The organism is Citrobacter rodentium NBRC 105723 = DSM 16636 (genome assembly GCF_021278985.1).
Lineage (GTDB): Bacteria > Pseudomonadota > Gammaproteobacteria > Enterobacterales > Enterobacteriaceae > Citrobacter_A > Citrobacter_A rodentium.
In genome coordinates this window covers 5137511-5150238 of the sequence record NZ_CP082833.1, presented here as the reverse complement: position 1 = coordinate 5150238, position 12728 = coordinate 5137511, and the positions used below count along the sequence as shown (strand labels likewise).

General features: G+C 59.3%; 9 protein-coding genes. 1 reads left to right on the top strand and 8 read right to left on the bottom strand.

What is annotated here, in order from left to right; translation table 11 throughout:
* Nucleotides 1-14: 14 nt before the first annotated feature.
* The 4 genes from K7R23_RS24520 to K7R23_RS24505 all read right to left on the bottom strand — a co-directional run bounded on the left by K7R23_RS24520 (nt 15) and on the right by K7R23_RS24505 (nt 6080).
* A complete protein-coding gene (locus K7R23_RS24520) occupies nt 15-3098 on the bottom strand; it encodes a beta-galactosidase (protein ID WP_012904757.1) in 3084 nt (1027 codons plus the stop codon).
* 121 nt (nt 3099-3219) lie between these two features.
* Nucleotides 3220-4302 (bottom strand): LacI family DNA-binding transcriptional regulator, encoded by a 1083-nt coding sequence (locus K7R23_RS24515; protein WP_024132507.1) that lies wholly within the window; start codon nt 4300-4302, stop codon nt 3220-3222.
* A 33-nt stretch (nt 4303-4335) separates the two neighbouring features.
* A complete protein-coding gene (locus K7R23_RS24510; RefSeq protein WP_012904759.1) occupies nt 4336-5292 on the bottom strand; it encodes a GlxA family transcriptional regulator in 957 nt (318 codons plus the stop codon).
* A gap of 11 nt (nt 5293-5303) precedes the next feature.
* A complete protein-coding gene (locus K7R23_RS24505) occupies nt 5304-6080 on the bottom strand; it encodes an MBL fold metallo-hydrolase (RefSeq protein WP_012904760.1) in 777 nt (258 codons plus the stop codon).
* A 214-nt stretch (nt 6081-6294) separates the two neighbouring features.
* Here K7R23_RS24505 and K7R23_RS24500 point away from each other — a divergent pair, with 214 nt between their 5' ends.
* Complete coding sequence (locus tag K7R23_RS24500) at nt 6295-6801, top strand: DUF2569 domain-containing protein (protein ID WP_012904761.1); 507 nt, start codon at nt 6295-6297, stop codon at nt 6799-6801.
* A 298-nt stretch (nt 6802-7099) separates the two neighbouring features.
* On the opposite strand, the gene fbpC is transcribed toward K7R23_RS24500, so the two are convergent.
* From fbpC to uhpC, 4 genes are all read right to left on the bottom strand, one after another.
* Entirely contained in the window at nt 7100-8146 is a 1047-nt protein-coding gene (gene fbpC / locus K7R23_RS24495) for a ferric ABC transporter ATP-binding protein (RefSeq protein ID WP_012904762.1), read from the bottom strand.
* Between the two features lie 11 nt (nt 8147-8157).
* Nucleotides 8158-10236 (bottom strand): ABC transporter permease, encoded by a 2079-nt coding sequence (locus K7R23_RS24490; RefSeq protein WP_012904763.1) that lies wholly within the window; start codon nt 10234-10236, stop codon nt 8158-8160.
* 77 nt (nt 10237-10313) lie between these two features.
* Entirely contained in the window at nt 10314-11345 is a 1032-nt protein-coding gene (locus tag K7R23_RS24485) for an ABC transporter substrate-binding protein (RefSeq protein WP_012904764.1), read from the bottom strand.
* Nucleotides 11342-12670, bottom strand: coding sequence for an MFS transporter family glucose-6-phosphate receptor UhpC (gene uhpC, locus K7R23_RS24480; RefSeq protein ID WP_255201144.1), 1329 nt, complete (start codon nt 12668-12670; stop codon nt 11342-11344). The genes K7R23_RS24485 and uhpC overlap by 4 nt, the downstream gene beginning before the upstream one ends.
* Between the last annotated feature and the right edge of the window lie 58 nt (nt 12671-12728).

The window sequence follows — 12728 nt, the reverse complement described above, 5'->3', positions numbered from 1 at the left end:
CTGCCCGGTTTTTATTATTTCTGGCCCCAGACGATCTGGTAGTGGTAGCGTCCTGCGCTGAGCTGGTATTCCGGCGACACCGACGGACTCCAGGAGTCGTCGCCGCCCACGCCCATGTGGTAACCATCAATGTTCAGCCATGTGCCGTTTTCTTCCCGCAGCAGATGGCGGTGGCTGGTCTCCATCAGCTGCTTCTGACTATAGCGGCTGATATTGAACTGGAAGTCGCCGCGCCAGCGGTGCGCGCCATAGCACAGTTCGCGGGTGCCGCAGCGCAGGCCGTTTTCGCTCGGGAACACGTACGGCGTATACATCTCCGCAAGCGGCAGATCCCAGCGGTCAAAGCAGGCGGCGGAGAGGCGATCCGGATAGTTTTCATGCGGACCCAGCCCCAGCCAGTTCACCCGCTCCGCCACCTGGGCGAGCTGGCAGGAGAGGCCAACGCGCGCCGGATGCGGCGTGCCGCTGGCGACGTCCACATCGACCGTAATCGTCAGTTCGCCCTGTCCGTCAATGCGCCAGATTTTACGGCTGACAAACAGCGTTTCTCCCTGATACTGCCAGGCGTGAGCGGTGGTAATCAGCACCGCGTTGGAGAGCGTTTCCGCCTCGCACTGCAACAGCTGTGCTTCTGCGCGGTAGTGTCCGGCAGCCTTCCAGCGCTCGACCCAGGCGTTGGGATCGATACGGGTGACTTCGCTGATGCCGATGTCGTTATCCAGCGGCGCGCGGGTGAACTGGTCGGTGAGCGGGGTGAGAAGCTGCGCTGCGTCCGCAATCCAGTACTGCGACAACGTGCCCCGCTGGCGGCAGAACTGCCAGCGCTGCTGATTCACAACGACCTCAAAGGCTGCGTTTTCAACCTTCAGCTGCGGCGCGGCGGCGGCGCGCGGCGGGATGGTTACGCTGAGTTTTTCCGCAAGCGGCCACTGCTGCCAGGCGCTGATGTGTCCGGCGGGCGACCACGCGGTCGCCTGCGGCTGCTCCACGCGCACCGTCAGCCACAGCTGGCCCGCGGCGTCGGGAGCGGCAATGTCGGGCAGGGCGATAAGCTGGCGTCCCTGCGGTGCGATATCCAGCGCCGCTTCACCGGCGGCAACCGGGTTGCCGTCCAGGGTGATGGACCAGTGCAGGATCTCATTGTCGCTGTGGCGGAACAGATATTCGCTGGCGACCTCAATGCGCATCCCGTCGCCCGGCAGCAGGGTAAACTGGAAAAACTGCTGCGCGTGTTTCGCTTCATACAGCGAGGGGTGCGGCGTGCGGTCGGCAAACACCAGGCCGTCCATGCAGAACTGGCGATCGTTCGGCGTATCGCCAAAGTCGCCGCCGTAGGCCGACCACGGGTTGCCGTTTTCATCGTACTTAATCAGCGACTGATCGACCCAGTCCCAGACAAAGCCGCCCTGCAGACGCGGATACTGACGAAACGCCTGCCAGTATTTGGCGAATCCGCCGAGGCTGTTGCCCATCGCGTGGGCGTATTCACACAGGATCAGCGGGCGCTGCTCGCCCGGCATCGACAGCCATTTTTTGATCGACCATTTTGGCACCGCCGGGAACGGCTGATCCTGATCGACTCGGGCATACATCGGGCAGATGATATCCGTCGCCGCGCTGTTTGCGCCGCCGCCTTCGTACTGCACCGGGCGTGACGGATCTTCCGCCTTCAGCCAGCGGTAGAGCGCGTCGTGATTCGCGCCGTGACCGGACTCATTGCCCAGCGACCAGATAATAATGGCCGGATGATTACGGTCGCGCTGTACCATGCGCGTCACCCGCTGGCTCATGGCGGGCAGCCAGTCCGGATCGTCGCTGAGGCGGTTCATCGGCGTCATGCCGTGGGTTTCAATATTGGCTTCGTCTACCACGTACAGGCCGTAGCGGTCGCAGAGGGTGTACCACAGCGGATGGTTCGGGTAATGGGAACAGCGCACGGCGTTAAAGTTATTCTGCTTCATCAGCAGAATGTCCTGCACCATCGTCGCTTCGTCCATCACCTGACCGTTTTGCGGATGGTGCTCATGGCGGTTAGCGCCGCGAATCAGCAGCGGCTTGCCGTTGAGCAACAGCAGGCCATTTTCAATTTTGACCTCGCGGAAGCCAACGTCGCAGGCCTCCGCTTCAATCAGCGTGCCGTCGGCAGTGTGCAGCAGCGCCACCGCGCGGTACAGCCAGGGCGTTTCAGCGCTCCACAGCGACGGCTTATCGACCTTCAGGCGCAGGGAGACGCGGTCATGCCAGGCGCCGCGTTCGTCAATAATCTCGCTGCCCAACGGGGCGGTGCATTCACCGACCTGCGTTTCGCCGTCCCACAGCTGCACGGTCACGCGCAGCTCGTCACACAGCTCGCCGCGCAGTCTGACTTCGGCGGCCAGCTCCGCGCGGCTGAAATCATCGTTAAAGTGGGTGGCAATCCGCAGATCGCTGATTTGCGTAAGCGGTTTATGCAGGAGGGTGACGTCGCGGAAAATGCCGCTCATTCGCCACATGTCCTGATCTTCCAGATACGTGCCGTCGCACCAGCGCAGCACCATCACCGCCAGACGGTTTTCGCCGCTCGTCAGAAAAGCGCTGAGATCGAATTCAGAGGGCAGTCGGCTGTCCTGGCCGTAGCCGATCCAGCGTCCGTTGCACCATAAATGAAACGCCGAGTTCACGCCGTCAAAAATGATTCGCGTCTGGCCTTCCCGCAGCCAGGCGTCGTCAACGGTGAATGTGAGCGAGTAACAGCCGGTGGGATTGTCTGACGGCACAAAAGGCGGGTTTACCGGGATGGGGTAGGTGACGTTGGTATAGATCGGCGCGTCGTAACCGTACATCTGCCAGTTGGAGGGGAGCTGCACGCTGTCCGCCTGTTGCAGATCGTCAGTCAGCCAGCTCTCCGGTACCGCTTCCGGCGACGGAAACCAGGCAAATCGCCATTCGCCGTTCAGGCTGCGTTTGTGCGTAGCGTCCCGGCAGGCGCGGGCATCGTCGGCATTGCGCCAGCTGCTGAACGGCGGGTGCGCCTCCAGGCGATTGAGCTGCGTGACGCCGGGATTTTCCCAGTCGCGACGGGCCAGTACGGCGGCCAGTGAATCAGTATTGAGGTTCATGGTTCAGTCCTGTTAAAAATTGTTATCCGCTCACAATTTAAAACAACATACGAGCAGGGCGTTAACGCTGTAAAGGACGGGGACCTCAATGAGTGAAGTGACTCACACTATTGTTATGCGTTCACATCTTTGGTGAGAGCTGCGCAACCTGGCGGGCGAGGTGCAGCAGCGAATCGGCCAGCGCCTGTGGAGAGGCCGCTGGCGCATCAGCGCGCTGCACCGTTTTGCGCTTCACCAGGGTGACGGGCAAGAGTTGATTGCCGAAAGCGGATTCGCCCCCGGCGAGCTTCAGCAGACGCTCAACGCTGGCCTCGCCCAGCTGCGGGAAATCCTGTCTGATGGTGGTCAGCGGCGGGATATAGCAGGCGCTGTCCTCCGTATCGTCATAGCCAATGACGGAAATATCGACCCCGGGGCGCAGGCCGAACTCGCTGATAGCGCGCATTGCCCCCAGCGCCATCTGGTCGTTTGCCACCAGCAGGGCGCCGGGCTGCGCGCCGTCAGTCAGCATTTTCATGGTTTGCTGAAAACCGGACATCGCGCTCCAGTCGCCTTCGGCTTCGGCGACCGGTTGCCGCTGGTGATGCGCCAGATATTTATGCCAGCCTGCCAGCCTGAGCCGGGCGGAAACTGACGAATGCGGCCCGGCCAGCAGGGCGATACGTTGGTGTCCGTGTTCCACCAGATGCTCCACGGCGAGGCGCGCGCCGTCTGCATGGGAAAAAATAATGCTGTTCACCGGGGCGAGATCGGACACGTCGAGAAACAGTACCGGAACGTCGCCACACGCAGCCGCGACGGCGATAGCATCGTTTTCATCAAGCGGATAATTGATGATGAGGCCAGTTACCCGCTGCGTCAGGAGATTATGCACCGCCGCTTTGCAGGCTTCCGCGCCGTGGCGCTCTACCATTGAGATCACCACGCTGGCCCCCGAACGATCGGCGCGGGATTTAATCGCGGCGACGATTTGCGAAGGCGCATGGAGAGCGAGGTTGGCGGTGGCGACGCCAATCAGAGGCGTTTGTTTGCCCGCCAGCTGTTGGGCGATGCGGTTAGGGATGTAGTTCAGCTCCGCCATCGCGGCTTCGACTTTTTCACGGGTTCGGGCGGAAACGTGGCTGGCCTGATTTACCACGCGCGAGACGGTCTGATAAGAGACGCCCGCATGGTTTGCAACATCGTACAGCGTTACCGGTTTCACATTCATACCCCTGAATTCAAAACGTTCTGCGCGCTATGATGCCACACCGCGAAAGGTTTTTCGCCATTCTGTCGGGCTGACGCCGAAGTGAGATTTAAAATGCTGACGCCAGGTCACAGCAGACTGAAAGCCCGCTTCGCCGGCGATGCGTTCCACGGGAAGCTGGCTGGACTCCAGTAGCGTCTGGCTCAGGCGCAGACGTTCGCGAATCAGCCATTCGGCGACGCTACAGCCGGTTGCGTTCATAAAATGGCGGCTCAGGGTGCGGCGGCTCATCCTGACTCGCTGCGCAAGCGAGTTCAGATCGTGAGGTTCATGAAGATGCTGACGCAGATAATCCAGCAGAGCGTTAATTCGCTGGTCCCGGGTGCTTTCGGGCACCGGTCGGGCGATATACTGCGCCTGACCGCCTTCACGGTGCGGCGGGACCACCATCTTCCGGGCGATCTGATTCGCTACCACGCTGCCGAAGCGCTGGCGAATGATATACAGGCAGCAGTCGAGCGCCGCCGCGGTGCCCGCCGAGGTGATAATGCCCTCGTCGTCGACGTACAGCGCGTTGATATCTAATTTCGCCGCAGGAAAGCGGGCCTGAAATTCCTCTTCGAACGCCCAGTGGGTGGCGGCGCGTTTGCCCTCCAGCAGGCCCGCGTAGCCGAGAACAAAAGCGCCCAGACACAGGCCGACAATCTGTGCGCCGTTTTGCCGGGCCGCTCTCAGCGCCGCCAGCAATGTCTGCGGCGGACGCCGGTCGGTGTCGTCCCAGTAGGGAACAATCACTATCCCGGCGTCGTTGATCGCCTCATAGCCGTACGCGGCGTGCAGCGAAAAGCCCTCCTGCGAGCTGAGCGTCCCCGGCGCTTCGGCGCAGATTTTCACCGTAAAGCGTTTTTGCGCCGCCACTTTATCGCTAAACAGAATAGAGGGCACCGAGTAGTGAAACGGGCTGAAATTATCAACGGCGACAATGGCGACGGTTACGGGGCGCATAGCTTCCTCACTTAGAAGGTCAGGGTTTCCCCATCTTCCGGGACATGCACATATTCTGCAATCTGGTTGTCGCGGGCATACTCTCTGAGCGCCGCACGCGTCAGCAGGCAGTGGTTGATGGCTTCCATATGGGTCGCCACGATCTGCGCCTCCGGCAGGATAAAGTGCGTTTTCAGTACATCCTCTGCGCCCATTATAATTGGCCCGAAGCCGATAACGTGCGCGAAACCGGCATTCAGTACCACCACGTCCGGCTGATAGCGGGTCAGACTGGCTTCGACCTCGGCGCGCCAGATCGTATCGCCCGCCAGGTAGAGCGTTTTTTCCTGCGGATGGGTAAAGATCACGCCGCAGGCCTCGCCTAAGCGTTCCGCCATTTTCGGTATCGCGTACAGTCGGTCAGAACCGTGCTGACCGCCGGTTTTACGCAGCGTAACCTCGCCAAAGACGGTATTTTCCGCCAGCACGGTCAGCGCGGTAAACCCTTGCCCGCGCAGCGTTTGCGCATCCCGTGCGTTCTGCACGTAGATGGGTTTGTCTTTCGGTACGACCTTCGCGGCGACGTCATCCCAGTGATCGGCATGCAGATGGGTGACGATCAGGGCATCAGCCTGTAGCAGGCTGTCAATATCGCAGGGCAGTTCCACGGTTGGATTACGGATTTCTGCGCGCGCGGTGCCGGGAAAGCCGGGGTAAGCCCCCTTTGGCGCCAGCAGCGGATCGATGAGAAACGTTTTACCGCCATAGGTAATTAACTGCGTGGCGTTACGAATTTGTGTGATGTTCATGGCGCATGCTACATATAAGGGACAGTGATGACATCATAAAATGTGGCGCGGGAGCTGAATGTGGGCAAAGGGGCGAATAGCGATGGGATCGGGCCATTTTGCTCTTTCATCAGGCTGGCATGACCGGGAAGAAGCCGATAGTATGAAATTGCAAGGGACAACGTTTTGAACGATATAACAATAAATTTCAGATAAGAACAATAAGTGAGGTTTTATGAAATGGGGATGTATAAAGTGTGGCGTTGAAATACCGCAACACACAGAATATTGCAGCGAGTGTGAAGATAAACAGTTCACAAAGATTGGCGGCTTCCTTTACTTACCGCTGCTGGGGTTGTTTATCACCGCACTGTCACACCTGGTCGCGTCGTACGAGTCTTTCAAATACCTGGTCGATAATTTTTATCACTTATTCTTTGATGCTAAGTTATTCTTTATAGGGACTTTTACGATAAGTCTGGTAGTATTCCTGGCTGCCGCCTGGGTTATTTCTGTGTTTCTGCGAAAGAAAAAATCACTGCCAAAGTTGTATATCGGGCTGATGCTGTTGCTTATTGTGTTGACAGCGCTGAATACCTGGATGCTGTCTGTGCTGATCCCCGGAATATATATTGGATCGGAGGAGTTGGTTCCTTTGCTTCGGTTAATCATTTCCGCATGCATATGGATACCCTATTTTTTGAAATCCGTGAGGGTAAAGAGAACCTTTATCAACCCGTGAATATAGTCATAAATATATAAACCGTGCTGTAGGCCTGATAAGCGTAGCGCCATCAGGCGTTGACCGCCGGGTGGCGGCTCCGCCTTACCCGGCCTACGCAATGTGCCGTTGACTGCGGGGTGGCGGCTCCGCCTTACCCGGCCTACGCAATGTGCCGTTGACTGCGGGGTGGCGGCTCCGCCTTACCCGGCCTACGCAATGTGCCGTTGACTGCGGGGTGGCGGCTCCGCCTTACCCGGCCTACGCAATGTGCCGTTGACTGCCGGGTGGCGGCTTCGCCTTACCCGGCCAATATCAATCACGCCGCGTCGGCTAATACAAACATGCCGTACGGGTGGATCTCCAGATAATAGTGCTCGCCGACGTCCGGCTGCAGGCGCGTGGCGTTGACCTGCAATAAAATCTCCTGCCCGTGCCACTCCACCGTCACTTCATACTGCGGTCCCATATAGGCCACATGGCGGATTGTACAGCGCTGGCTCTCCTCGCCGCGGTCGCTTAAGGTGATCGCTTCCGGGCGCACGCCGACGGTGCCGCTTCCTTCGGCGACAAAATGCGCCGGTCGCGGCAGCCGGTAGCCGTAAATCTCCACCGCCTGCGCGCTGAAGGTCGCCGGAAAGAGGTTGGCGTCGCCCATAAAGCTCGCCATAAAGCGCGACGCGGGCTGACGATAAAGATCCTGCGGCGAGCCGATCTGCATAATATGTCCCTTGTTCATCACCAGCACCGTGTCGGAAACCGCAAAAGCCTCGCTCTGATCGTGGGTGACGTACAGCGACGTAATATTGAACTGCTTTTGCAGCTCGCGAATTTTATCGCGCATACTGCGCCGCAGGTTGGCATCCAGGTTACTCAGCGGCTCATCAAACAGCAGCACCTTCGGCTTGAGGATCAGCGCGCGCGCCAGCGCCACGCGCTGCTGCTGACCGCCGGAGATCTGATCGACATAGCGGTCTGCAAACCCTTCCAGATCGACCATCGCCAGCGCCTCTTTTACCCGCGCTTTCACTTCGGCGCGCGATACGCCAAGCATTTTCAACCCGTAGCCGACGTTGTCGCCCAGCGACATATGCGGAAACAGGGCGTAGGACTGAAACACCATGCAGATGTCACGCTGCTGAATAGAGCGATGGGTCACATCTTCGCCATCAATAAAAATCTGCCCGTCGCTCGGTTTCTCCAGACCGGCAACCAGCCGCAGAATGGTGGTTTTGCCACAGCCGGACGGGCCGAGCAGCGTCACCATCTGTCCCTGCGGGATGGTGAGGTTAATGTTGTCGATGACCGTGTTGCTGCCGAATCGTTTGCTGACGTTGCGCAGTTCAACAAAATTTTTCTGACTCATAGTGCGCTCCATTACGCCTGGTTTTTGGCTTTCGAACGGGAGATACGCGCTTCCCCGATCAGCCAGTCAAAGATGAAAATAATCGCCAGCATCACCACGATCAGGATTGAACCGTAGGCAATCGCCACGCCGTATTCGCCGTCTTCCACACGGTTTAAAATGTACGCTGTCGCGACCCTCGTATCCGGCGTCACGAGGAACACAATGGCGCTGACGGTGGTAATGGCGCGCACAAAGCTGTAGATCAGCGCCGAAAGGATTGCCGGACGCAGCAGCGGCAGCAGAATGTGCGTAATCGTGCGCAGGCTTCCGGCGCGCAGGCTGAGCGAGGCTTCATCCAGCGATTTGTCGATCTGCCCTAAGCCCGCAATCCCGGCGCGAATGCCCACCGGTACGTTACGCATCACCATCGAGATAATGACTATCGCCGCCGTGCCGGTGAGATAGACCGGCGCGCTGTTAAAGGCGAGAATGTACGACACCCCCGCCACGGTGCCGGGGACGGCAAAGCACAGCATGGTGGTGAACTCGATGGTCTTTTTGCCTTTGAACTGCTGGCGTACCACGATCCAGGCGATCAGCAGCCCGAAAGCGGCGGTGATCGGCGCAGCGATACCGGCGTACAGCAGGGTATCCAGCAGTGAAGGCCACGCCCCGTCGCTCATCCCCTGGCCGAACAGCTTGATGAAGTTATCCAGCGTCAGGGTGTAGTCAACGCCCCAGTTAACGGTAAAGCTGCCGTAGAAAATGCTGCCGTAGAGCAGGGCGTTAAAGGCGATCCACACCGCCAGGATGGCGATCACGCCCCACACCAGCGTTACCGGCAGCGGCTGAACGTCGCCGCGATACGATTTGCCGGAAACGGTGACGTAGGAACGTTTACCGATCCACATATACTGAATGCAGAACACCAGCAGCGAAAAAAGCAGCAGGAACGCGCCGAGGGTGCTGGCGGCCTGATAATCCAGCTGTGAACCGGTAATGTAGAAGTAGATTTGCGTCGCCAGCACGTCGAAGTTGCCGCCGAGCACCAGCGGGTTGCTGAAGTCGGCCAGCGACTGCACGATAACGATCAAAAACGCATTTGCCAGCGCCGGTTTGAGCAGCGGCACAAACACGCCGTTGAAGGTCTGCCAGCGGCTGGCGCGCAGGGTATAGGAGGCCTCTTCCAGCGACGGATGAATGGTTTTGATCGCCCCGTCGAGGATCATAAACGCCATCGGCGTGAAGGCCAGCACCTGCGCCAGCCAGATGCCGGTAAAGCCATACAGCCAGTTGGTGTTGCTCAGGCCGAACCACTCCACCATTAACTCGGTGACGTAGCCGGAGCGGCCCATCATCAGCGTCACGCCCAGACCCACGACAAACGGCGGAGTGACGATCGGCAGAATCGAGAAGATGCGGCCAATCACCGCGCCGCGCCGGGCGATGCGGGTGGTATAGATTGCCAGCACCAGGCCAAAGAAGGTGCAGCCGACGCCTACCGCCATCGACAGGGCGACAGAGTTAATGATGACCTGGATAATGTGCGCCTGCGACAGCACGGTCATAAACGCCAGCGGCGCGAACTCCCCCGCGTCGTTGGTGAACATCGGAATAAAGATGGCGATGCTCGGCCAGACGATAAACACGCCGATTAACGCGATGATGGCGACCAGCGAACCGATGACAAAGCGGTCGCCGCCGAGCCATTCGAGACGGGTCAGCGCCAGCGTCACTATCGCCCCCAGCGCCACAAACAGGACGATGGCGGCATAACCTAAGCCGCGGCCTTCCAAGGTGGCGCTGACCACCACAAACGCCATGCACAGCAACGCCCAGCCAGCGTCGAGGTAGTGGCGGCTACGCTGTTCCCGCCTGGCTTCGTGAAGCGGACGCGCCAGCAGCAGTCCCGGCAGCAGATACCACAGCCAGCTAACGTTAACGCCCGCCCAGCCGTAGGCGTCGAGGATCTCATCGCGCGTCGACTCCAGCAGACCGTAGTCCAGGCTCCAGCTTGGCAGCAGTGCGAACGCCAGCCAGCTCAGCAAAACCCAAAGGAATATGGCATCCCGTTTTTTCACGGGATGCAGAGCGAGTGTCTGTGACATAGGTGTTCCGGGTGTTGATGAATGTTGTAGGCCGGGTAAGGCAGCGCCGCCACCCGGCAATTACCGCGCGAGTGGACTTATTTGCCCATCTTCACGTCGCTGACCCATTTATTGATCAACGCCTTACGCACCTCCGTTGAGCCGTACTTGTCCATGTCGTAGTGGATCAGCTTCAGGCCGTCGAGCTTCAGCGAGTTCGGCGAGGTTTCGGCTGTGGTGTTCGACAGGATTTGATAGGACTTGCCTTTCTTCCACGCCAGCTCCTGCGCCTCTTTCGACAGCACCCAGTCAACGAACAGTCTGGCGTTATCGAGGTTGCGCGCGCCTTTCAGAATACTGACGCCGCCAATTTCGTAGCCGGTGCCTTCACACGGCGAGATCAGCTCCAGCGGCGCGCCCTGTTCTTTCTCCAGCGAGTAGTCATGCAGGAAGCCAATGCCGATGGCCGTTTCGCCGCGCGCGGCGTTACGCGCCGGGGCGATGCCGGATTTGGTGTATTGCGAGACGTTGGCGTTAAGCTGCTTCAGGTAATCAAAAGCCTGATCGTCGCCCCACAGCTGCACAAAGGTCGCCAGCGCGGTGTAGGCGGTGCCGGAGCTTTGCGGGTCGGCAATCTGGATTTCGCCTTTGTATTCCGGTTTTGTCAGATCCTTCCAGCATTTCGGCACCGGCAGGTTTTTCTCTTTCAGGCGCTCGGTGTTGACGCCAAAGCCGAGAATACCGACATACACCGCTGATGAATAATTCCCTTTCAGCTTCGCCGGGTCGCGGAAGTTCTCCATCACCTGCGCAAGCGCGGGCGATTTGTAGGGTTGCAGCAGGCCCATTTCCCCGGCCTGTGACTGCGGATCAAGCGTGCCGCCGTACCAGACGTCCGCCTGCGGGTTTTTCTTCTCGGCGTCCACTTTCGCCAGCGTGCTGCCGGAGCCGTTGCGGATAAATGACGTTTTCACGTCATATTTTTCGCCGAAGGCTTTGGTTTGCGCTTCGCACAATTCATTGGTGGCGCTGCAATAGACCACCAGACGGCCTTTCGCCTGCGCAGCGCCGGTGAGCGCCGCCAGCGCTACGGCAGAGGCAATCAGGGTAGAGGTAAAGGTCATTTTCATTGTTTTATCCTTTGACTGAGAGTGGCGCTGACGCCTGCCATCAGCAGGGGCATCAGCAGTAAACCCATAAGTACCGCGGCGATCGAGAGCAAACTGAACATTCCCGACCAGTCGTAGCGTTCAATAACCAGCGACAGAGGCCAGCCCGCCAGCGCGGCCCCCAGATAGGCGAACAGGCCGAGAAAACCGGTGATCGATCCCGCCGCCGCTTTATGCCCGCACTCCACGGCGGCAAGGCCAATCAGCATTTGCGGGCCGAAGACAAAGAAGCCCACCGTAAAAAAACAGGCCGCCAGCAGCGCGTAGTGATGGACCGGCGCCAGCCACAGCGCGGCGACGGAAACCATCAGCCCCAGCGTGAACAGCAGAATCATCGGCGCCCGCTGGCCGCTGAACAGCAAATCCGATCCCCAGCCGGCAAACAGCGCGCCGAGAAGACCGCCCACTTCGAACAGCATCACCGTGGCGTTGGCGCTCAGCAGATTGACGCCGTGGCTTTCGGTCAGCCAGATGTTGCCCCAGTCGTTAAGCGCGATGCGGATGAGATACACCAGCACGTAGGAGCCGCCCAACAGCCAGATCATGGGATTTCGCAACATCGTGATACGCAACATCCGCCATAGTCCCATCGGCGGGCTAAGCTGTTCCTGGCGCAGCTCCAGCGGGTCGTTACGCCATGCGCCAACTGACGGCAATCCCTCTTCCCGGGGCGTTCCTTTCAGCTGCAGCGTTAACCAGATCCCCAGCGCCATGCTGATAATCCCCGGTGTCAGCATCGCCGCCTGCCAGCCCCACCAGTGGGCGGCAAAGGCGCTGATCAGCGGGATAATCGCCCCGCCGATGTTGATCGACATATTCCAGCAGCCCCACCAGAAACCGCGCTCGTTGCGCGAGTACCAGTGGGTCAGCAGGCGGGCGCAGGGAGGCCATCCCCAGCCCTGAAAAAAACCGTTCAGCGTCCAGACGGCGAGCAGCAGCGTCAGCGACTCGCCAAAGGCGAACGCCACGTTCAGCACGCCGGTCGCGAACAACCCTGCGCCCATAAAACCGCGCTGTCCGTGGCTGTCATGCCATAGCCCGGCGGTAAATTTCGACAGGCCATAGCTCAGATAAAACAGCGAACCCAGCAGGCCGATATCGCCCTTGTCCAGCCCCAGATCCGTTTGCAGCGCCGGCAGCACATAGTTGACGCTTTTACGCGTCAGATAAAACGCCGCGTAGCCCGTCACCATGCACAGCAGCAGCGTCAGGCGCAGCGCCCGGTAGCGTTGATCGATTGCAGTTGTCTGACGTGCGTGCATAGCCATCTCCGTTTTGCTGACTATATGAAAGCGAATGCGAAAGGGGATGAGAGAAAGTCCGTAGCGGCTAAGACTTTTTCCT